This is a genomic window from Pseudomonas sp. AC242, from assembly GCF_979258655.1.
Genome location: NZ_OZ409873.1, coordinates 2,544,001 through 2,565,975, shown reverse-complemented (window position 1 = coordinate 2,565,975; position 21,975 = coordinate 2,544,001). Strand labels below are relative to the sequence as shown.

Genomic DNA, 21,975 nt, shown 5'->3' with positions numbered 1-21,975 from the left:
TGCATTCTTCGAATTTTTCTTCAGGTCGACCGCTTTACCGTGGCGTGCGCCGTTGCGCTGCATCGCGCAATTGCGCGCTGAAGCCCTTGGCCCGTGGTTTTTCATGAGGCTTTTCTGCGTGTGCCGGGCTGTGTGTCAGGTCGGCCGGGTTCAAGGTGAACAGCGACGGGTCGCTCAACAAGCCATCGGCGCTCAAACCGGTACGGCCCTGACGCCCCTGAATCCACAGCAGGTCCAGTTCGCTTTCGAGGCGACTGGTACGCACCGCTTGCGCGACGAATTGCCCCGGCACCAGGCCCAGACCATTGCCCACTGATTCGCTGGTGAACTCGCCGACCGCCGCCAGTCGCAGGTTGCTGCCATCGACGCCCCAGGCCGAGAGTTCGGAGATTTCAGCGGCGCGCTCGACCACCGGGGTGACGAAGATTGCCGGCTGTGGATCAGGAATCAGCAAGTTGCGGTTCAAAGTGTTCGGATCACGCTCGAAGTTATTGCCGCCGGGTGCCGGTATGAACGGCGTGGCGATGTCGAGGGTGATCACCAGTTCGGCCTGATCGCTGGCGCCGGCACGGTCGTTGATCGTGTAGGTGAACACGTCGCGCAGAATCTGCCCGAGGCCGGCGGCGGCGAGTACGGAAGGGTTGTTCTGATCGATGGTGTAGGTGTAACTGCCGTCGGCGTTCAGTACCAGTGTTCCGTACAAGCCAATGATCGGCTGGCCAATCACGCCCTCCGTGCCGGAACCGGCTTCAGCACCGGTGCGTACGCCGACCACTACCAGACTGTCATTGCCGTCGATGTCGCCATCGTTGGGCAGCACGTTGCCGGTGGTTTGCGGGGCAGGGGACTGATCGCTGGCAAACCCGCTGTCATTCTGCGCGACCGGTGCGTCGTTGGCGCCCTGAATGACCACCGTCAGCCGTGCGTCCGAGGTCGCGCCCGCCGCGTCGAGCATGCGATAGGTGAAGGTTTCGCTGAGGGTTTCGCCCGCAGTGCGCAAGGCCTGCACCACGGGATTGTTGTTGTCGATGACGTAGGTGTAACTGCCATCGGCATTCAGCGTCAGTTGCCCGTAGAGACCGATCAACACCTGTCCGGCACCGGTTGACTGGCCGGCCTGATTGCTGACGCTTTGCACCTGTTTGCCTTCGCCATTGGCGACGCTGTCGACATCCGTATCGTTGTCCAGCACGTTGCCGGTGGCGTTGCTGCCCGGCGTGCCGTTGTTGACGCCTCCGGCTTCGATCGCCGTGGCGCTGTCATCGGTGGCGACTGGTGTGTCGTTACGGCCATCGACGGTGATGCGCAATTCGGCGGTACTGGTGTCGCCCCAGCGATCGACGATGGTGTAGGTGAACACTTCATTCAGGGTCTGGCCGCTCTGACGCAAGGCCTGTACGGCAGCAAGGTTGTTGTCGACGGTGTAGGTGTAGCTGCCGTCGGCATTGATCAGCAAGTCGCCATACAAACCGCGCAACGAGGTGCCGACGCTGCCGACCGCGCCGATAGCGTTGACGGTGCCGGTGTGAATGCCGATCACCGACAGCGGATCGCTTTCGGCATCGGTGTCGTTGTCCAGCACATTGCCGCCGGGGTTGAGACCGGGTTGATCGTTGTTGCTGCCACCGGCCTCGATCGCCGTCGCTGTGTCGGTGTTGGCCACCGGTGCAATGTTGCGCCCGCGAATGATGATGTGGATTTCCGCCAGATCGTTCTGCCCGCCACGGTCGCTGACCTGATAGGTAAAGCGCTCATTGAGAAATTGCAGCGGCCCCAAAGCCAGCACCGCCGCATTGTTCGAATCGAGGTTGTAGGTGAAGCTGCCATCGGCGCCTATGATCAACTGCCCGTAGAGTCCGTTGATCAGCGTGCCGTTGCTGTTGTCGGTGCCAGCCGTGACCCCGGCCAGACTGCCGCCGGCGTCTTCCGTGCCGAAACGAATGCCGGTGACGGTCTTGCTGTCACCCTGGTCGACGTCGGTGTCATTGGGCAGCACGTTGCCGCTTGGGTTCACGCCATTGCCCTTGCCGTTGTCCGCCACGGCCAGCACGGTATCGTTGGCCGCGACCGGCGCATCCCAGGCGCCGTCGATGCGAATGCTCAGTTGCGCAGTGTCGGTGGCCCCGGCGATGTCGCGCAGGCGATAGGTGAAGGTTTCCACCAGCGAATCGCCGACTTTCAGCGCCTGCACGGCGGCGAGGTTGTTGTTGACCACGTAGCTGTAAGTGCCGTTGGTGTTGACGGTCAGCGTGCCGTACAAACCGTTGAAGGTCTGTGCGCCGGCAACGGTGGTGAAGGCACCGCCGGCCGCTTCGCTGCCCGTGCGGATGCCGGTGACCAGTTTGGCGTCGTTGGCATCGACATCGTTGTCGTTGTTCAGCACATTGCCGCTTGGGTTGACCCCGGGTGTGCCGTTGAACGTTCCGCCGGCCTCGACCGCCACGGCACTGTCGTTGCTGGCGATCGGGTTGTCGTTGGCCCCGCGCACGGTTATGGTCAGCGTCGCGCTGCTGGTGGCGCCGGCCAGGTCGCGGATCTGATAGGTAAAGGTTTCGGTGAGGGTGTCGGCATTGTTGCGCAGCGCCTGGACCAGCGGATTGAGGTTATCGACCACATAGCTGTAGCTGCCATCGGCGTTCAGGGTGAGAACGCCGTAGGTGCCATTGAACCCGCTGCCGATCAGGCCCACCGACGAGCCTTGATTGATCCCGATGACACTGAGCACTTCGCCGTTGCCGTCGACATCGCTGTCATTGCTCAGCACGTTGCCGCTCGGATTGGTGCCTGGCGTGGCGTTGTTCAAGCCGCCGGCCTCAACGGCGGTGTTGCTGTCGTTCTGCGCGATCGGCGTGTCATTGCGTCCTTGAATGGTGATGTTCAGCGTCGCGCGATCGCTGGCGCCGGCGGCATCGATCACCTCGTAGCTGAACGCATCGAGCAACGTATTGCCGGCGCGCAAGGCCTGCACGGCGGCCATGCTGTTGTCGAGGCGATAGCTGTAGCTGCCGTCGGCATTCAGCGTCAACCAGCCATAAGTGCCACGCAATTCGGTGCCGAGAACGCCAGCGTTACCGGTTCCGGCTTCGCTGCCAGTGCGCACCGAGGACACCGCGCGGGTCTCGCCATAGTCGTAATTGGGCAGATCGCCGGGGATTTCGCCGCCGTCGACGTCGCCGTCGTTATCCAGCACGTTGCCGGTGGGATCCTGGCCGGGCTGGCTGTTGTTCAGGCCTCCGGCCTCGATAGCCACGCCGGAATCATCACTGGCCAGCGGGTTGTCGTTCTGCCCGCGGATCAGCACGATGATTTCCGCGGTGTCGGTTTGCGGTGTAGCACCGACGCCATCGCTGACGGTGTAGGTGAAGCGCTCGGAAAGCAGATCGGCGCTGCGGCGCAAGGCTTGAACGTCAGGGTTGCTGTTGTCGACTTCATAGACGTAGCTGCCGTCGGGGAAAATCGTCAGCGTGCCGTACAGCCCGGCAATCACCGTGCCGCCGAGATTCACCGCAATCGGTGTGCCCGGGTCGCCGCTCGCGCCGGACTTGATCAGCGTGACCGTCAACGGGTCGCCATCGGGGTCGGTATCGTTGGCCGTGACGTCGCCCGAAGGGTTGACGCCCGGCGTCAGGTTGTTGATCCCGCCGGCTTCGGTGGCAACGGCGATGACGTTTTGCGCCACGGGTGGATCGTTGACGCCGTGGACGGTAATCACCAGTTGCGCGGTGTCGGTCAGGCCGGAGGTGTCGGTCACGCGGTAGGTGAAGAACTCGGTCAATGTCTGCCCTGGCGCCAAGGCCTGGACCGCTGCATTGGTACTGTCGACGTCATAGAAGAACGAGCCATCGGCGCCAATGCGCAAGGTGCCGTAAAGGCCTGTCACCAAGGTGCCGTTGGCTGAGGTGGTGCCGGTGGCCACACCGCTCAGCACGTCGACGGCCGGGTTGTAACTGGCTTCGCTTTTGTTGATCACGCCATTGACCAGCAACTGGCTACTCGGCTGGTCATTGGCATCGACGTCCTGATCGACGCCGTTGCCGCCGGGTTGGGTGATCGGTCCGGGGCGGCTGGGGAACTGAATCACGTTGCCGCTCGGATTGCTTTCCGAGGCTGCGCCATTGCTCGACGCGGCTTGTGCCGACGCCGCATCATCGCTGGCAACCGGGTTGTCGTTGGCGCCCTGAATGACGATGCGCAGTTGCGCGACATCGTCGAGCCCACCGGTATCGGTCAGCCGATAGCTGAAGAACTCGACCAATTGTTGACCTGCGCTGAGCCGCTGAACCGTGGCGTTGCTGTTGTTGACCACATAGCTGTAAGTGCCGTCGGGATTGATGGTCAACGTACCGTAGAGCCCGGTAATCGCCGTAGCGCCGCTGACAGCCGTGAAGTTGCCAGAACCGGCCTCGGCCACCGGGCGGATGCCGGTCACGGTGCGGGTTTCGCCATTGGCGGCGCTGTCGACGTCCTGATCATTGGTCAACACATTGCCGGTGGCATCGCTGCCCGGTGTGCCGTTGTTGACACCGCCGGCCTCGACGGCCACGCCGTCATCGTCGATGCCCTGCGGCGTATCGTTGGCGCCCTGCAAGGTGACAGTCAGCGTCGCCGTCGAAGTCTCACCGGCAAGGTCCGCGAGCACATAATTGAAGTTGTCCTGCAAGGTCTGGCCCGACACGCGCAAGGCCTGCACGGCCGCATTGTTGTTATCGACGACATATTGGTACGAACCGTTGCTGCCAATCACCAACTGACCGTACAGGCCATTGATCACGGTGACACCGAGCACCGGCGTCTGAATGCCGGCGCCGGGGCCGACCGAAACCACGTGCAGTTGGTCGGCGTTGGTGGCGATGTCGACGTCGGTGTCATTGCTCAGCACATTGCCGCGTGGGTCGATACCAGCGGAAGCGTTGTTGCTGCCGCCTGCCTCCAGTGCCGTGGCGCTGTCGTTGACACCGACCGGGTTGTCATTGACGGCGGCGAGGACGATTTGCAGGGTGTCGGTGTCGGTCAGCGCATCGGCGGCCGTGCCGGGAATACCGTCGCCATCGGCATCGCCGTAGTTGCCACGATCGTTGCTGAGCACGGTCAGGGTGTCGGTGCCGTTGAAGTTGGCATTGCCCAGATAACGCAGGCTGGCCAGCGCGGTATTGATATCGGCAAGGTTGCCGGTCAGGGTCATGCTCGCGGTATTGGCCCCGCTGATCGTGACGCCCGGCACTGTCGCGCCGAGGAACAGTGTCCCGTGAGTGACCGTGAGAATGACGCTGATGGCGCGGTCGTTGACGTTCGGATCACGGCTGGCATCGACATCGGCAACGCTGATGCCGCCGATATTCAGCACCACGTCTTCCAGGCCGTTTTGCGTGCCGGGGAGGGTGTTGACCGGCGCGTCGTTCTGTTCGACGTAACCGGCGTTGGCGCTTTGCGTGTCGGCATCGCCCAACGTGATTGTGATCTGGCCGAGAGTGCCGGCATCGCTGTCGACGCGCACGCGCAGATCGCCCACCGGTTGCGGGTAACTGACCAACCCTGCGGGCACATCGATACGGAACACGCCCAGCGGCAACACGCCGAAGCGGTACTGGCCGTTGGCATCGGTCGTGGTGGTGAATTGCAGGTTGTCGGCAGTAGTGTCGAGGCGGCCGTCGGCGCCGGCCCAGGTCAGGGTCACTATTTGCCCGGCCAGACCGGCGCCGTCCGGTGTGGCGCTGGCGGTCGGGCTGGCGGTGTCGTTCCACAAGGTGCCGGTGATCACGCCAAGCCCGGCGGTGTCGCGCAAAATGTACTGGTTCGGGCCGACGGCGCTGCCGTCGCGCTCGCCGGTGGCGGTACCATCGACCCCGACGCTGTTGCCGCCCCAACTGGTGAAGTCTTCGGGCAGGCTGCTCCAGGTCAGTGTCGCGTTGCTGCTGGCGATAATCGTCGAGTTCGGCAAGTCGACCGAGTAGCGCACCTGAATCTGCGCGCCGACATTCAGTTGATCGAAGTTGACGCTCAAACCGCCGCTGGTGCTGAAGCTGATTCCCGCCGGCAGGTTGCCCGGGCCGTAACTCACGCCATTGATACTGACGCTGAGCAGGGTGTAATTGCTGCCGCCGGCAAAGCCGTCGCTGACGCGCGCATCGAACGCCGGCAGGCCGCCGTTCTGGGTAAAGCTCAGTTGCACCGTCGCGTTGCCGGTGCTGCCGGCAGGGTTTGGGTTGAACGCGACAATCTGCTTGTCGAGGCCGCTGAAGCTCGGCTCGACCACCCGTTCAAACACCGTGTCACTGACCGCACGCCCGGCACCGTTGACGATTTCCTGTGCGGTCACCGCCAGTTGCGCGCCGGCAATGTTGGCGGCGATGTTGGTCACACGCACGTTGAACTCGATCGAGATGCCTTCCAGATCGTCGTCGTTGCCATTGCCGTTGACCACGTTGCCGAGGTTGAACGTCACAACCTGGCTGCCATCGGGGTTGGTGACGACGGTCAGCCGGCTGGGGTCGAAGATGCCTTGCGGCGCCAGACCTGACAGGTCGGCGGTGATCGGCAGGGCCTCGGGGCTGTTTTCGTTGCCGTCGATATTCAGCGTGCCGCCGACGATCAGGTTGGCGTCGCTGGTCAGCCCGCCGTTGGAAATGAACGCAATGCGCAGGGCATTGACCAGCGCATCCGGGGAGATGAACTGCAAGCCGTTGGCCAGGGTGATTTGCACCTGATAGTTGGGGTTGTTGCCTTCGGGCACCAGCACCACCACGCGGTAGCGAATCACTTCGCCGACGGTGACTTGTTCGACGGTTGCGGAGGTAGGGTTCGGCGCCGCCGTGTCCGGCAGGCCACCGACACGGGATATTTCGATGGCCTGAGCCACAGGAATCAACAAAGTCGACAGGTTACGGTAATCGTTGAGCGTGCCGCCATTGAGCACGCCATCAACGCCGGTACGTTCGCCGGCATTGCCGCCGTCGAGGCTGGTCCATTGCACGCTGGCGACGTTGGCGATGTTAGATAACGCTGCGGCGCTGGCGTTGACGATGCCGCGCAGTTGCAAAACGATGCTGCCGCCCTTGGCGATGTCGATATTGGCGCCGATGGCGGTGCGCAACTGGCCGCCGACGATTTCGAAGGCAACCCCGCCGTTGTTGGTGGCGCCGTTCTGATACAGCACGCCGACCAGCGTGACGTTGCTGAGCTGGGTCGGCAGGGTGTCGAGGAAACTGATGTCGAACGCACTGAAATCGGTGCTGCCATTGCCGTTAGTGATGGTGATATTGAAAGTCACCGTGTCGCCCTGGTCATAACCGCCCAGGCCCGAGGTCGAGGTGATCACCTGATTGATCTGCAAGGTCGGTTCGCGCAGGGTCACGGTGGGTTGGCCACCGCTCAGGGCAACGTTGCGATCCAGCGTGACCGCACCGTTCGGCGTGTCGCCATCCGGGTCGTTGTAAACCAACTGTGCATTGTTCTGCAGCGAGACGTTGGCCTGATTGGCAATGACGTTGTTGGCCACCAGTTGCAGACGAATCACGAAGGTGTTGTTGCCGGTCTGGTTGTCCGCCGAAACGCTGGAAACGCTGAAAGTCCAGCGTCCATCGACCCCGTCGCTGCCCAATGTACCGCCGATCCCGGCGAAACCACCGACCAGCACGCTGCCGGCGAAATCGGCGCCGAGCGCGCCACTGCCGGCGCGGGTGGTGATGATCTGGTAGCCAAGGCCACCGTTGAAACTGGTGTCCAGGCGCATGCCCGGCGGAATCAGGTCTTCGATGCGCAGGTTTTGTGTGGTGCCTTCGGGCAGGGTGATGACAATGTCGTAGCGCATGCTTTCGCCGACCACCAGATCGCTGCCATTGGTGTGGCTGGCGCTGGAGTCGCCATTGTCCAGTGTGCCGTCGGCAAAGACTTTGCTGATGACCGGCGCGGCAATCTGCTGGCTGGCCAGATCGGTGAGGTCGGTCGGGGTGAAATCGGTACCGCCGTTGACGCTGGCGTAATTGCTCAGGGTCGCGGTGGATTGCAGGCTGCGACTGGCCTCAATGGTTGCGCTGACCACGACGTCATAGCTGATTACCACGACGTTGGCGCCGCTGGTATCGGCCGCCGTGCCGCTGCGCCCGGCCAACAGACTGGCCTGGCCACCCGCATCAAGAAAGGTGATCTGGTTGCCGCTGACGCTGTAGTCGGTGCCCAACACCAGCAGCGTGCCGTCGCCGCGATAAATCTGCAGGTTGGCCGCCGCCAGGCTGCCGCCGACAAAGCTCAAGCCAGAGGGCAGGGTGATGCTGGTGCTGACGTCAAATGCGCCGCCACCACCGCTGTTTTCAATCGCCGTGACCAGGCGCAAACGGTCGGCGCCGTCGATATTGCTGATGTTGCCGTCGACCGCCGACAGGTCGGTGACGTTGCCATTGAACGGCTTGCCGGTGATGCCCGGCGGATTCCAGCTGCCGCTGGTGCCGGTCACCGTGCCGTTGGAACCGGACACCACGCCGTGCTTGATATTGAGCACCGGCTCGGCGACCGACACGATCGCGACAACGTCGGAGGAAATCAGCGTGCGGTCGGTGAGGGTGGTCTGCTGGCTCGATTGTGCGAGGACGTCGAGCGAGCGCTGGTCGGCAAATGGCTGATCGCCGACCCGGACCGTGAAGCGAATGACGATGCGGCTGCCGGTGGTGGTGTTGGTGGCAAAACTGCCGAAATCGAACACCACCGAGTTGCCGTCGGCGCTGGTGACGCTGACCACACCGCCGGCATTGGTATTGCCCGCGCCCAGTTGCCACTGGCCGACATCACTGCCCGAGCCCCAGGTGATCCCGCTGACATTGAACAGCGGCAGCGGCAGGTACGCGGTGAGTTTGAACTGCTCGTAGTCGCCGGTGATCAAGTCGTAGCTCAGCTCGAAGGTCACTTCATCGCCGGGGCGCAGTTCACCGTTGCCCGGCGGTGCGCCGTTATTGACCTCGACCAGATTGATATCGACGTTGCTGGTAGGGATCACGCTGGTGGTGGTGGAACCATCGGTTTCGCTCTCGCCCGTCAGGTTGAAGCGATCGACCAACAGCGTGCCGTCTACCGTGGCGGTGTTGCCCAGTTCGTCACCTTCGTTGATGTCCGGGTGCGGGTTGCCTGAAGGCGGCTTGTAGGTCTGGCCGACGATGGCCGAATAGCTCAACACCGCGACCACGGCGCCCTGCAACGTGTCGTCGAAGGCCAGGTCGCCATTGAGCCAGCCGCGAATGTTGTTGAACGCATTGCGCAGCGACTGGGCGATATCGAACACCATCGAGGTGCTGCCGTCGGCATTGTTCACCACGCTGGTGACCAGGGTGATGGTCTGCGCGACACCGTTGATCGTCACCGTCAGGGTCGGCGTGCCGCTGAGGGTCTGGCCATCGCTGAGTTGGTCGCGGATGACCAGTTGGCCTTCGTTGAAGAAGTCCTTGCCGAAGGCAAAGTAGTCGGAAATCGCCAGGTTCAGGGTGTATTGCAGGGTGTCGCCGGGGCTGATGCCGCTGTGGCCGATGTCGTTCTGCATCGTTGCGGTTTTCAGCAGCGTGATCGATTTGGCGATGAACTGTGTGCTCTGGCCGGTGCCGCTGAAATCGATGGTGGTGTTCGGTGCGGTGACGTCGCGAGGATCGAGTGGCACCCATTGCCCCGAAGCCGTCGGCGGGCCCAGGGTCACGGTCACCGCGTCGCCGGTGACCGGGTTGATCACCGGTTGACCGTTGGCGTCGACTTCCGGCACGTAGAACGCGACCACGGTGTCGGTCTTGCCGGTGAGGCTGGCGTACTCCACGGTGAACGAATTGATGTAGACGTCGTTGGCCGCAATCAGCACAGCGATTTGCGCAGCATTGGTTACCACGGTGCCGTCGTGCAGAGTGATCGAGGTCAGCCGACCGCCAGCGCCGGGGGTGATCGAGTTGACCTGGATGTTGTCGGGCAGGGGTTGGGTGACGACGACGTTGCTCAACGTCTGGCCCGGCGCGGGCGTCGCCGACAGGGTCAGCGTGCGCACGTAGTTGGGGCCGGTGGCGGTTTCGCCTTCCGGGGTATTGATCGTTTCGCTGACGGTAATCACCGTCGGGTGCACGACGAAAGCCGCAGTGCCGGCCTGGATCAGGCTCGGATCGTTGGTCGGGTTGTCCAGCGCGTCATTGCCGAATTCGAAGCCGCCACTGGCGCGGATGGTCAGGTCGGGGCTGCCATTGGAAAACGCCGTGTCGGCCAGATTGCTCAGGCTGGCGGTGATCTGCACGCCAATCACCGGTTGCTGGTTGGTGACGCTGGCGAAAGGCAACTCGATCACCACCAGTTTGTCGCCGGCGCGCATGCCGTAGGTGGCGGCGTTGATGATCAGGAAGTTGCCGTTGGCGTCTTTGGCCAGTGGATGCGTGGCGTTGCCATTGGCATCGAAGGTCACCACGTGACTGATGAGGTTTTGCCCAAGGTAGGTGGCCGAAATGAAATTGACGCCGTCGTCGCCATCCTTGCCGGTGACCGGCATCGCCAGGTTGATGAATGGCGCGTAACCCACCTGGGTCGAGGTGTTGCTGAAGTTCACGGTAAACGTGAAACGGTCGCCAAGCAGTACATCGCTGCCGCCGGTGGACACCGTCGCGGTCGGCGCGGCATCGGCCAGCAATCCGTCGAAATGCGCCATCGCGAGGCTGCTGATGGCGATGCTCTTGTCGAGGTCACCGACGCGGGTTTCCAGGGTCCAGTCGCCGCCGGCCTTGCTGCTGCCGGTGTCATTGCTGGAGGCGCCGACATCGGCGCCGGTCCAGCGTGCCAGTTCGCTGACCAGGGTTTGCCCGGCCGCACCGGCGCCGACATCGCAACCGTAGAGCTGAATGTCCGCGCCTTGGGTCAGGTTGTTGCGCCATTGTCCGAGGGTCTTGCCCAGCGAGTCGATGTTGTCCGAACTGACCGTGCGGTTGCCCAGGGTGAATTGCCCGGAGGCGCCGTGGGACATGATCTGGATCGAATCGACCTTGCCCAGTTGCGCCAACGCCGCAGAGATCGCCGCCAGACCGTCTTCGCCGACATTCACCACAATCGCGGTGACATTACCCGGCAACTGCGCGACCAGTTGATCGCGGTTTTCAATGCGGCTGTCGATCACCAGCAAACTGCGTGCAGCAGAAGGTGCTGGCTCGCTGGCGCGGCCCTCGGTGGGCGTGCTGTGAGGAACCTGGGCGTCCACCGCGGCCGGTGGCGCGGCGGGATCGCTGTGATGTTGATCGGCGGCCGCCGAAGCGGCGGCGCCGTCGAACAGAATTCTCGGTTCCAACGCCAGTGACTGACGTTGCGGGCGCCAATGGGCGCCGGACAATCCATTGCGTGAACCTTGCATGATCGGCCTCGTACTGCCTGCTGAATCCATCCAATGAGTACCGACGCCGGGCGACGGACAAATTCAGCGTAGGACGTTTCTTACGCTTTTCCAGCGAACTTCAGGGACTTGCAACGGGGCGCGATAACAGCCTATTGCCATCAATGCGCGGTGTGTCTGTGCGTATTGGCGCACAGCAAGGGTGAGGTCTAGGCTGGTCAGTCAGTCGCCCATGCGGCGCAACGCCCAACGCAGGGACAGGAGCGCAACCGATGAAAGCCCCAGCCAGTATTGTCTGCCTGATGTTCACGCTGGTGCTCGCGCCGGGAGCCCGCGCTGAAGACCCGCCGCCTGCGCCCGCTGCCGAGGCCACAGACGATGCGCCGTTGATCAACCCGCAAGTGGTCGACAAGCTGATCGATATGGGCAATTACCTGCGCAGCCTGCCGAAATTTCAGGTCGATGCCCAAGTCTCGCGCGACACGGTTCTGGAGTCCGGGCAGAAGATCAAGACCGAGTCCGCCAACACCCTGAAAGTGGTCGGCCATGATCGCCTGTATGCGAAAAGCGAAGGCGATGTGCGCACTCGCGAGTTCTTCTATAACGGCAAGAAGCTCACCCAGTATTCGCCGTACCTGAAGTACTACACCACCGTTGATGCGCCGACCACCGTCGCGGAAACCCTGCACAAGGTCGAGAGCTACTACGGTGTGCAGGTGCCGATGGAGGACCTGTTTCTGTTCGGCAGTGATCAGGCGCAGATCGATGCCTTGAAAGCCGCACTGTACGTAGGGCCGTCGGTCATCAAGGGCCAGCTCTGTGATCATTTGGCGTTTCGCCAGGAAGGTATTGACTGGCAGTTGTGGCTGACCCGCTCCGACAAACCCTTGCCGTGCAAACTGGTGATCACCACCACCGACGATAAGAGCTTTCCCGAGTACAGCGCGGTGTATCAGTGGAACCTCAAGCCGACCATTCCGGACACGCAATTCACCTTCAAACCGGGCAAAGGCGATGTGGCGATTGCGTTTAAAAAAGCCAGTGATCAGGGAGGGCAGTGACATGAACAAGTCGATAACGTGGAGTCTGTTGTTATCGCTGGCCGCCGCCACGCTGCTGACCGCAGGATATGTCACCGAAGCCGATGCCCGGGGGCAACGCGCTCAGGGCCATGCCCGCGCCAACGTCAACCGCGCGCCGGCGCCGAACGCGCAACGGGCGCAGCGGATCAATGCGCCGCAACGCGCCAATCACGTGAATGCCGGTAATCGGGTCAATTCGGGCAATCGGGTCAACGCCGGCAACAATGTCGGCAATCGCAGGTACGTCAACAACGGCAACCGCAACGTCAACATCGACAACAGTCGCGATGTCGATATTGATGTCGACGGCCATGGCCGTTATGGCTACGACGATCACTACCATCCGGTAGCGACGGCGGCGGCAGTGACGGCCACCGTGGCGGTCACGGCAGCGGTGGTGGGCGCGATCTTTACCCCGGCGCAAATGCCCAGCAGTTGTGTGCAGGTGATTCGCTACAACGTCGCCTACATGCAGTGCGGCTCGACCTGGTACCAGCCGCAGTATCAGGGCAGTGATGTGACGTATGTGGTGGTCAACGCGCCGTGATCAGGCTTTCGGCACCCACGGCTGCATCTGCGCGAGCATGCCACGACCGCCACGGCGCAAGCCGGTGGCCAGGGTCAGCCACGACAGGTCGGTGCTAATGACGTGTGCGGCCGGGACCAACCGCACTTCACCGGCGGTACCGCCGGCCGGTCCTCCGTCGGGCATGAAAATCGTCAGCCAGTCATCCACGCTCTCAACGATCAGGCACAACCGAAAACCTTCGCCTTCGGCAATTATTCCAACCTTGGAACCGTCTTCATTTTCCAGCCCGGCGAAGCGTGCCGTGGTGTCCTTGAACAACTGGTACCCCGGCAAGTTGCTCAGCAGCTTGTTTTCAGTGGCTTCCATGGCCCGCGCTGCCGCTGAGGTGCGTGCGAGCAGCCCGGCGAGAAAACACAGCACAATCAGACCCAACAACGTCGCCACACTCACCAATGTCACGCCCGCGACGTCATAGCCTTTGAACATCGGCAACAACTTCTCGACCGGCCCGCGCAGCAGGTGGATGGCTTTTTCGATCAGCACGACGATCAGCACCAGCGGCAGGATGAACAACAGCCCGCCGATCACGGTGGTCTTGATGAACTTGAACATGACGGCTCCTTGAATGACGTGCGACCGGATTCAAGGCTAGCTGATAAAAAAGGAATGAGCGCCGCGGCGCCCGTGCTGCAGATGGCACAAACCCGGCCAGTGCCGGGTTTGCGATGGTTGCGCGGAATCAGTTAATCCGCGGGTGCTGCTGCACCAGTTCTTTGCGCTTGGCTTCCAGCGCGGCGATCTCGGCGTCGATGTCTTCGATTTTCTGCTCGATGTTGTCGTGGTGTTCTTGCAGCAGTTCCTTCGCTTCTTCAAGGTCGGAGGCGGCCGGCGCAGCGCCACGCAACGGCTTGTTGGCGGTTTCCTTCATCGTCACGCCGGTGGCCAGACCGACCACGGCGATGACCATCAGGTAATACGCCGGCATGTACAGATCGTTGGTGCTCTCGACCAGCCACGCGACCACGGTCGGCGTCAGACCGGCAATCAGCACTGAAACGTTGAAAGCCGCTGCCAGCGCGCTGTAGCGAATGTGCGTGGGGAACATCGCCGGTAGGGTCGAGGCCATGACGCCGATAAAGAAGTTCAGCAACACGGCCAGCATCAGCAGGCCGGCGAAGATCAACCCGATCTTGCCGCTGTTGATCAGCATGAACGCCGGGATCGCCAGAATGAACAGGCCGATGCTGCCGACAACGATGAAGGGTTTGCGGCCAATCTTGTCGCTGATAAAGCCAATTGCCGGCTGCACGAAGAGCATGCCGACCATGATCGCGATGATGATCAACACGCCCCGGTTTTCGCTGTAGTGCAGGTTGTGCGACAGGTAACTCGGCATGTAGGTGAGCAGCATGTAGTAAGTAACGTTGGTCACCGCCACCACGCCGATGCAGGTCATCAGGCTGCGCCAGTGCTTGGTCGCGACCTCCTTGAACGAGACTTTCGGTCCGCCGGCGAGGCCTTCGCGATCGCCTTGCTCAAGCTTTTCGACGTGCTGCTGGAACGCCGGGGTTTCTTCCAGGGCGTGACGCAGGTAGAGACCGATCATGCCCAGCGGCAGGGCGAGGAAGAACGGCAGGCGCCAGCCCCATTCCTCGAACTTGGCTTCGCCCAGCGTCGTCGAGATCAACACCACCACCCCGGCACCAAGCACGAAACCGGCGATCGAGCCGAAGTCCAGCCAACTGCCGAGGAACCCGCGTTTACGGTCCGGGGCATATTCGGCGACGAAGATCGAAGCGCCTGTGTATTCGCCACCGACCGAGAAACCCTGAGCCATTTTCGCCAGCAACAGCAGGATCGGTGCCCAGATGCCGATCGAGGCATAGGACGGAATCAGGCCGATGGCAAAGGTGCTCAGCGACATGATCACGATGGTCGCGGCGAGGACTTTCTGTCGTCCGTACCTGTCGCCCAGAGCGCCAAAGAACAAGCCACCCAGCGGCCGGATCAGGAAGGGCACCGAGAAGGTCGCCAGCGCGGCGATCATTTGCGTGCCGGGGTCGGCGCCGGGGAAGAACACTTTGCCGAGCACATAGGCGACGAAGCCGTAGACACCAAAGTCGAACCATTCCATGGCATTGCCCAGTGCGGCGGCGGTGATCGCCTTGCGCATCTTGGCGTCGTCGACAATGGTGATGTCGTTCAGGCCGATCGGCTTGACGGTTTTCTTGCGTGATTTCATCCGGGTCTTCTCTTGGCTGATCCATCGTGCCGCGTAGATGCCATCTTTTTGATGGCGCGTACTCTTTGGCTCAGATACATGAGGACACGAAATAATTCACTGCTCGGTGCTTTTTTTCCTGAAGCACCTGTGTAGGAGCTGCCGAAGGCTGCGATTGATCGTTCCCACGCTCTGCGTGGGAATGCAGCCGGGGACGCTCCACGTCCCAACAAGATCGCAGCCTTCGGCAGCTCCTACAGGGGAATGTGGTTACCGGCGCAGGGTTGCGTAGGATTTACCGAGGTCGCTGGCCCAGCCATCCAGCACGACTTTGACGTCATCAGCAGTCAGCACCTGCTGGTCGTTCTCCAAAGGCACGCCGGTGCCTTTGCGCACCACTTCGGCAATCACTTCGCCGGTCGAACCGTCCTCGAACGACACCTCGGTAGCGACCTGACTGTCCTGATCACGGATACCGGTCGCCGTGCTTACGCCCGCAGCGACGAGGGTGACGGGCAGCCACTCATAAAAGCGCAAACCCTGAGTGCTGGTCGCCACTTGGGTGATGGCGGGGCGCACCACCAGCGTATTCGGCCCCGGTTGATTGACCAGATGCATGACCTTGCCCAACTCCAGCCTGAGCGCGGCGTCGTAGTAGTCGGTGACCCCAGACAATGTGCTCAGCGGAATTCGCAGAGTCGGCTCGGCGCTCGGGTAAAACTGGCTCGGCGCCAGATAAACCTGCGTGTATCGACCCCGGGCGAGGGCCGGGCTGACCCACGCCAATACAGGCTGACCGGACGGTGACTGGCGCTCGCTCAACACGCTGTAGTCATGCAGAAAACCGCTGTGTTCGACCTTGTTACTGCTGCAGGCCGACAGGCTCAGGGTGGTGGCGAGGGCCAGCGACAGCGAATGCGTGCGGGTCATTAACGGGTTTCCTTGCGAGGTTGCGTGGCGATGCTGTCCGAGCATTCGATGTGCAACTGGCCGTGGCTCATGATCCATTGGATCAGGTCGGCGGCGGCAATGCTGTGGACGTATTCGACCCAGTGCGCATTGGTCGGGCTGAACTGCTCGAAGTAGCGGCGCAGGACGATCCGGCTCTGATCGCTGGACACGCTCAGGCACGACTCCTGAAACACGATCGGCGTATCAGGGCCGAGCGCCGCGGTGCGCTGGCTGAGGATCAAGGGACGATTGCTGTTGTGCCCCCCGGCGCAATGGTTGTCGTTCAATAGCTTCATGCGAACCCCCTGGATTGGAATGGCCGCAGAATGCCCGCGAGGTTTTGCCAGAGAATGTCCGCTTGATGTCTGGCGGGTAGGAATGTTGCTCGATTGAAATAAATGACCCGGGCGGCGAAATGGCTTTAGATTGGCTTTTTTTGGTGCATGGATTCTGTAACTGTGAGCAGACTGCTGTTCGTCGACGATGACGTGGAAATTCTCGCGCTGCTGAAGAAGTTCTTCGTGCAGCACGCCTATGAAGTCGACGTGGCGCCGCACGGCGAGGCCATGTGGGCGGCGATCGCGCAGAACCGTCCGGACACGATCATTCTTGACCTGATGATGCCCGGCGAAAGCGGCCTGAGCCTGTGCCAAAAGGTGCGCGCGCAGCTGGGCATTCCGATCATCATGCTCACGGCCATGGCCGAGCTGAGCGATCGCATTGTCGGTCTGGAGTTGGGCGCCGACGATTACCTGACCAAGCCTTTCGCCCCGCAGGAATTGCTCGCTCGCATACGTGCTTTGCAGCGCCGCGCTGGCGAACAGCGCAGCCCGGTCGAGCCTTCACGCCCGGTGATCGGTTTCGCCGGTTGGCATCTGGACATCACCTGTCGCGAATTGCGCTCGCCGGAAAACGTGATGATTCCGCTGTCCGGCGGCGAGTTCGATTTACTGATGGTCTTCCTCGATCACCCGCAGCGCATTCTCACCCGCGAACAGTTGATCGACCTGACCCACGGCCACGGCCATGACGCCTTCGATCGCAGCATCGATGTGCAAGTCAGCCGCCTGCGCCGCAAGATCGAACCGGACAGCAAGCGCCCGGACCTGATTCGTACGGTGCGCAACGGCGGTTATCTGTTCACTGCCAAGGTCAGCCGCTGATGATCCGCCGACTGTTGCGCGGCGACACCCTGCGCCGGCACATCGCCCTGACCATCGTGGCGGCGATGGTCGCGTCACTGGCGTTGAATGCGCTGTTCGTGCAAGTCGCCGGCATCTGGGCGCGGCCACCGATTGAACGCACCGGCCTGCTGGAACAGATTGCCGCGACCTCGCGGGTGATCGAAGCGGCCCCGGCCAACCTGCGCCCGCAACTGGCCGCCGCCGCGAGCAGCGCCATGCTGCACGTGTCGTGGCAAGCACAGCGCGCGGATTTCGATCTGCCCAATGACGGCCTTCGCCTGCCAGCGAGCAGGGTGCCGGTGCTGCAGCAACTGCTGGGCAATGATCGAAAAATCGAGGTGTTCAGCCCAGGCGACTGGCCGAATGGCAGTCCCCAGGCGCATTACGCCGCCGTCGTGCAATTGGTCGATGGCAGTTGGTTGTCATTTATCCCGCCGGAGCGCAGTTGGGGGCTGGAATTTGGCGTGCGTATTGTGATCGTCATCGCGTTGGGACTGATTGCCACATTGCTCGTCGCCTGGGTCGCCACCCGGCAACTGGCCAATCCGTTGCAGCGTTTCACGCGTGCCGCCAGACGCTTCGGCACTGACCTGCGCGCACCGCCGATCAAACTCGAAGGCCCCGACGAAATTCGTCAGGCGATCATCGCCTTCAACACCATGCAGGCACAGATCCAGCACTTCATCGCCGAGCGCACGCACATGCTCGCGTCAATTTCCCACGACCTGCGCGCACCGCTGACACGCATGCGTTTGCGCAGTGAATTCATGGAAGACCTCGATCATCAGGGCAAATTGATTCGCGACGTTGAAGAGATGCAGTCGATGATCAACGCCGCGCTGGCGTTCTTCCGCGAAGACACGCACCGCGAGCAGACCACGGCATTCGATCTGTCGGAGCTGCTGCAAACCATCGTCGACGACTACCGCGATCAGCACATCAATGTCGATTTCGATGGCCCGGCGCATCTGGTGTACGAAGGGCGACCGCTGGGGATCAAACGGGTGATCGTCAATCTGCTGGAGAATGCGCTGAAGTATGCGCAGCGTCCGGGCATTACGTTGACGCGTGACGAGTATTCGATCTGTATCGAGGTCAGCGACGAAGGCCCCGGTATCCCCGAAGCGGCGTTGGAGCAGGTGTTCGATCCGTTCTTTCGCCTGGAGGCTTCGCGCAACCGCGACACCGGGGGCGTAGGCTTGGGGCTGTCGGCGGCGCGGGCGATTGTGCGCGAGCAGGGCGGAGAACTGACGTTGAGCAACCGTAGCGGCCAAGGATTGCTGGCGCGGGTTGAGTTGCCGCGTAACGGATAGTTGCTGGCGTGAAATTTATTCTGTAGATTTTCATGAAATTATAAAAAGATAATTTCATGAGGTCGCGCATGTTTCAGCAATCCAGCCAGCACGTCGACAGCTATTACGCCCATAGTTGCGCGGATATTCTGAGCAACCGCGCTGTGCTGGAAGGCCAGCATGACGCTGACGTGGTGATCATCGGTGCCGGTTTCAGTGGCTTGCACACGGCGTTGCGTCTGGCGTTGGCCGGCAAACGCGTGGTGGTGCTCGAAGCCAGTCGCGTGGCGTGGGCCGCGTCGGGGCGTAACGGCGGGCAGGCGATTCTTGGTTGGTCATGTGACATGCCGCCGCTGGAAGCTGCGTTGGGCCATGAACGGGCCAGACGGCTTTGGGATGGCATGCGCTGGGCCGCCGGGGAATTACGCGACTTGCCCGGGCGGCATGGTTTCGATTGCGACTATCGTCCCGGGCATTTGTGGACGTCGGTGATGCCACGGCGGGTCAGTCTGCTCAGCGAATGGCAACACGAGGCCAGCCACAAATGGGGCCACGATGGGTTGCAGTTCATTCCCCGTGAACAACTGCCGGAATGGGTGGCCACCGATCGCTATCAGGCCGGGCTTTACGACCCTGAGGGCGCGCACCTCAATCCACTGAAACTGGCGCTGGGCCTGGCGGACGCTATCGAGCGAGCCGGCGGGCGTATCCATGAACAAAGCAAAGCGTTGAGTTATCAGGAGCAGCGCGACGGTTTCCGCGTCAACACCGAGCGCGGTGCGGTGCGCGCCGATGTGCTGGTGCTGGCGTGCAACGCTTACCTCGATGAACTCGACCCGCAACTGTCCAGTTGCATTCTGCCGGTGGGCACCTACCAAGTGGCCACCGCACCACTGACATCCGAGCAGGCCACCGCGCTGTTGCCGCGCAATGTCTGCGTGACCGACAACCAGTTCGTCCTCGATTACTTCAGGCGCACGCCGGATAACCGTTTGTTGTTCGGTGGCGGCTGCACGTATCTCGGTGGCATGCCCAAGGACATCGCGGCAGCGACCCGACCGTTTCTTGAGCGGGTATTCCCGCAGCTCAAGGGCGTCGGCATCGAGTTTGCCTGGGGTGGGCATATCGACCTGACGATGAACCGCACACCCGATGTCGGCGGCGCGGGCAGTCGATATTGGCTGCAAGGCTACTCGGGCCACGGCGTTCTGCCGACATTGGCCGCCGCGCGTGCGGTGTCCGATGCGATTCTCGGTGATGCCGATGAACTGGCGTTGTACCAGGGCCTGAGTAATGGCCGTTTCCCCGGTGGCAAACATTTCGCGGCACCGCTGGAGGCGATTGGCAAAGCCTGGTATCGCCTGCGCGACAGTATTTGATGAGACCTTTTTCGGAATCCATGGCATGAACAAGCAAGAAGAAATCGCCGCGCTGGCGATCCTCATCCACGACCTGCGCAAGCACAAGAAATGGACCCTGAAGGAACTGGCCGACAAGATCGGCCGTTCGGTGGGTTTCCTCTCGCAGGTCGAGCGCGGCTTGTCGCGGCCAACCGTGGCGGATCTCACCGCGATCAGTGAAACCTTCGGCGTGCCGACCACTTATTTCTACAGCCTGCCCAAGCCTAAAGAGTTGCCGTGGGTCACGCGCCCGGACGAGCGCCGCACGCTGTATTACGCCAATGGCATCACCGACATTCTGGTGTCGCCGCAGATTCGCGCCTCGTTCTCCATGCTCGAAAGTCATCTGGAAGCCGGCGCCAGCAGCGGTGATCGCCATCTGACCGACAGCTCGGAGCAGGGCGGTTACGTCCTCGAAGGCGAACTGACGTTGTGGCTGGGCGACGACGAAGAACCCGTCACATTGAAGGCCGGCGACAGCTTTCAATTCGACAGTCATACCCGTTGCCGTTACGGCAACCTCACCGAGCAGCTGACTCGCGTGCTCTGGGTCTACACCTGATCACAAAAAAGGATGAACACGATGGACGCTGTCTGCGCTGACCTGCTCGCCGAAGTGCGTGCCTTTCGCCAACGCTACCCCGAAGTGCGTTATGTCGACCTGATTTGCCTGGACATTCCGGGGCACTTCTATGGCAAGCGTTATCCAATCGACATGCTCGAAAAAGTCGCGGCGGGCAGTGTGCTGAAACTGCCGCAGAACTGCGTATTGCTGGGCGTGCAGGGTGGTTTGTTCCCGATTGGCGATTACTGCTTCAACGACGGCGACCCGGATGCCGTGCGCCGCTTGGTGCCGGGCACACTGAAACCGGTGACGTGGGAAGCGAGCCCGCTGGGGCAGATGCTGATCACGTCGGACGGCACCGAAAAACCGATCGAATTCGAACCGCGTGAAGTCCTCGCGCAAGTGCTCAAGCGCCTGGCGCGCAAAGGCATTCATCCGGTGGTGGCCTTCGAGCTGGAGTTCTACCTGTTCGACAAAAAGCTGCGCGATGGCTTGCCGCAATTCCCCCGCGACGACCTGACTGACGACGCCGATGATCAACCGAACCTGCACATCGAACGCCTCTCACGCTTCGCGCCGGTGCTGGATGAAATGGTCGAAGCGACGCGGTCGCAGGGCATCGACGCTACCGTGATTACGGCTGAACTGGGTCCCGGTCAATTTGAAATCAACTTCGGCCATCTCGACGATGGCTTGCGTGCGGCGGATTGGGCGGCGTTGTTCTGCCGCAGCACGCGCGGTGTTGCGCTTAAACACGGCTACCGCGCCAGTTTCATGGCCAAGCCTTACTTGCAATATCCGGGCAGCGGTATGCATGTGCATGTCAGCCTCTACGATTCGGCGGGCAATAATCTGCTAGCCGCGAATGAGCAGCAGCCGCTACGCCATGCAATCGCTGGATGCCTGGAGTTGCTGCCGCACAGCATGCCTATCTTCGCCCCGAACCAGAACTCGATGCGCCGTTTAGGCGGCACGGTGAACACCGCGACCAAAGCCAGTTGGGGTTTTGAGGATCGCGATGCGTGCCTGCGCATTCCGGAGTCGGACGCGAAGAATTTGCGCGTTGAATATCGGCTGGCGGGCGCGGATGCCAATCCATATCTGGTGTTGGCGGCGATTCTGGTGGGGCTTGAACACGGGCTGGAGTCGGGTAAAGAACCGATCGTACCGCTGAATGAAGACCGCAACAGCGGGATCGATTTCCCCAAGGAGATGTTCGAAGCCGTGCGTGCGATGCAGCATCAGCCGCAATTGCGTGAGGGATTAGGCGCGGAGTTTGTCGATGTGTATTGCGAGAACAAACGGCAGGATCATTTGGCGTTTATGCAGGAGATTGGTGCGCGGGAGTATCGGTGGTATTTGTGAGGCTAGGGACATCGTTATTGTGGGATTGATGACGGTTTTGCAGGTGACGGCAGGCGTAGT

12 protein-coding genes are annotated in these 21,975 nt (G+C 61.8%); 7 read left to right on the top strand and 5 right to left on the bottom strand.

Annotated features, from left to right (window positions below):
* Window positions 1-34: 34 nt before the first annotated feature.
* Window positions 35-11,347, bottom strand: coding sequence for a VCBS domain-containing protein (locus tag ACZZ0A_RS11550; RefSeq protein WP_463543106.1), 11,313 nt, complete (start codon window positions 11,345-11,347; stop codon window positions 35-37).
* Window positions 11,348-11,598: 251 nt separating this feature from the next.
* Between ACZZ0A_RS11550 and ACZZ0A_RS11545 the strand changes: the two genes are divergently transcribed.
* Both ACZZ0A_RS11545 and ACZZ0A_RS11540 read left to right on the top strand, forming a co-directional pair.
* Window positions 11,599-12,387 carry a DUF2092 domain-containing protein gene (locus ACZZ0A_RS11545; protein WP_463543105.1) on the top strand — a complete coding sequence of 263 codons (789 nt, stop codon included), beginning with the start codon at window positions 11,599-11,601 and terminating at the stop codon, window positions 12,385-12,387.
* A gap of 1 nt (window position 12,388) precedes the next feature.
* Window positions 12,389-12,955 carry a hypothetical protein gene (locus ACZZ0A_RS11540; protein WP_463543104.1) on the top strand — a complete coding sequence of 189 codons (567 nt, stop codon included), beginning with the start codon at window positions 12,389-12,391 and terminating at the stop codon, window positions 12,953-12,955.
* On the opposite strand, the gene ACZZ0A_RS11535 is transcribed toward ACZZ0A_RS11540, so the two are convergent.
* From ACZZ0A_RS11535 to ACZZ0A_RS11520, 4 genes are all read right to left on the bottom strand, one after another.
* Window positions 12,956-13,549 carry a DUF502 domain-containing protein gene (locus ACZZ0A_RS11535; RefSeq protein ID WP_123375300.1) on the bottom strand — a complete coding sequence of 198 codons (594 nt, stop codon included), beginning with the start codon at window positions 13,547-13,549 and terminating at the stop codon, window positions 12,956-12,958.
* A gap of 127 nt (window positions 13,550-13,676) precedes the next feature.
* Window positions 13,677-15,179 (bottom strand): glycine betaine/L-proline transporter ProP, encoded by a 1,503-nt coding sequence (gene proP, locus ACZZ0A_RS11530; protein ID WP_463543103.1) that lies wholly within the window; start codon window positions 15,177-15,179, stop codon window positions 13,677-13,679.
* A gap of 249 nt (window positions 15,180-15,428) precedes the next feature.
* Entirely contained in the window at window positions 15,429-16,088 is a 660-nt protein-coding gene (locus ACZZ0A_RS11525) for a DUF3313 domain-containing protein (protein ID WP_463543102.1), read from the bottom strand.
* Window positions 16,088-16,405, bottom strand: a complete 318-nt coding sequence (locus ACZZ0A_RS11520; RefSeq protein WP_414917186.1) for a hypothetical protein — start codon at window positions 16,403-16,405, stop codon at window positions 16,088-16,090. The genes ACZZ0A_RS11525 and ACZZ0A_RS11520 overlap by 1 nt, the downstream gene beginning before the upstream one ends.
* A 147-nt stretch (window positions 16,406-16,552) precedes the next feature.
* On the opposite strand from ACZZ0A_RS11520, the gene ACZZ0A_RS11515 reads away from it, so the two are divergent.
* The 5 genes from ACZZ0A_RS11515 to ACZZ0A_RS11495 all read left to right on the top strand — a co-directional run bounded on the left by ACZZ0A_RS11515 (window position 16,553) and on the right by ACZZ0A_RS11495 (window position 21,915).
* Window positions 16,553-17,272, top strand: coding sequence for a response regulator (locus ACZZ0A_RS11515; RefSeq protein WP_463543101.1), 720 nt, complete (start codon window positions 16,553-16,555; stop codon window positions 17,270-17,272).
* The gene (locus ACZZ0A_RS11510) at window positions 17,272-18,606 is read left to right on the top strand and encodes an ATP-binding protein (RefSeq protein ID WP_463543100.1); all 1,335 of its coding nucleotides are present in this window, start codon (window positions 17,272-17,274) and stop codon (window positions 18,604-18,606) included. The genes ACZZ0A_RS11515 and ACZZ0A_RS11510 overlap by 1 nt, the downstream gene beginning before the upstream one ends.
* Before the next feature lie 68 nt (window positions 18,607-18,674).
* Window positions 18,675-19,964 (top strand): NAD(P)/FAD-dependent oxidoreductase, encoded by a 1,290-nt coding sequence (locus ACZZ0A_RS11505; RefSeq protein ID WP_095112117.1) that lies wholly within the window; start codon window positions 18,675-18,677, stop codon window positions 19,962-19,964.
* Window positions 19,965-19,989: 25 nt separating this feature from the next.
* Window positions 19,990-20,547 carry a helix-turn-helix domain-containing protein gene (locus ACZZ0A_RS11500; RefSeq protein ID WP_095112118.1) on the top strand — a complete coding sequence of 186 codons (558 nt, stop codon included), beginning with the start codon at window positions 19,990-19,992 and terminating at the stop codon, window positions 20,545-20,547.
* 21 nt (window positions 20,548-20,568) lie between these two features.
* Window positions 20,569-21,915, top strand: coding sequence for a glutamine synthetase family protein (locus tag ACZZ0A_RS11495; RefSeq protein ID WP_463543099.1), 1,347 nt, complete (start codon window positions 20,569-20,571; stop codon window positions 21,913-21,915).
* The last annotated feature ends 60 nt before the right edge of the window (window positions 21,916-21,975 follow it).

Bases quoted from the DNA above. Each gene is read 5' to 3' on its own strand.
- ACZZ0A_RS11540 (WP_463543104.1), top strand. From the start codon at position 12,389: ATGAACAAGTCGATAACGTGGAGTCTGTTGTTATCGCTGGCCGCCGCC.
- ACZZ0A_RS11500 (WP_095112118.1), top strand. From the start codon at position 19,990: ATGAACAAGCAAGAAGAAATCGCCGCGCTGGCGATCCTCATCCACGAC.
- ACZZ0A_RS11525 (WP_463543102.1), bottom strand. From the start codon at position 16,088: ATGACCCGCACGCATTCGCTGTCGCTGGCCCTCGCCACCACCCTGAGC.
- ACZZ0A_RS11535 (WP_123375300.1), bottom strand. From the start codon at position 13,549: ATGTTCAAGTTCATCAAGACCACCGTGATCGGCGGGCTGTTGTTCATC.
- ACZZ0A_RS11545 (WP_463543105.1), top strand. From the start codon at position 11,599: ATGAAAGCCCCAGCCAGTATTGTCTGCCTGATGTTCACGCTGGTGCTC.
- ACZZ0A_RS11550 (WP_463543106.1), bottom strand. From the start codon at position 11,347: ATGCAAGGTTCACGCAATGGATTGTCCGGCGCCCATTGGCGCCCGCAA.
- proP (WP_463543103.1), bottom strand. From the start codon at position 15,179: ATGAAATCACGCAAGAAAACCGTCAAGCCGATCGGCCTGAACGACATC.
- ACZZ0A_RS11505 (WP_095112117.1), top strand. From the start codon at position 18,675: ATGTTTCAGCAATCCAGCCAGCACGTCGACAGCTATTACGCCCATAGT.
- ACZZ0A_RS11495 (WP_463543099.1), top strand. From the start codon at position 20,569: ATGGACGCTGTCTGCGCTGACCTGCTCGCCGAAGTGCGTGCCTTTCGC.
- ACZZ0A_RS11515 (WP_463543101.1), top strand. From the start codon at position 16,553: ATGGATTCTGTAACTGTGAGCAGACTGCTGTTCGTCGACGATGACGTG.
- ACZZ0A_RS11520 (WP_414917186.1), bottom strand. From the start codon at position 16,405: ATGAAGCTATTGAACGACAACCATTGCGCCGGGGGGCACAACAGCAAT.
- ACZZ0A_RS11510 (WP_463543100.1), top strand. From the start codon at position 17,272: ATGATCCGCCGACTGTTGCGCGGCGACACCCTGCGCCGGCACATCGCC.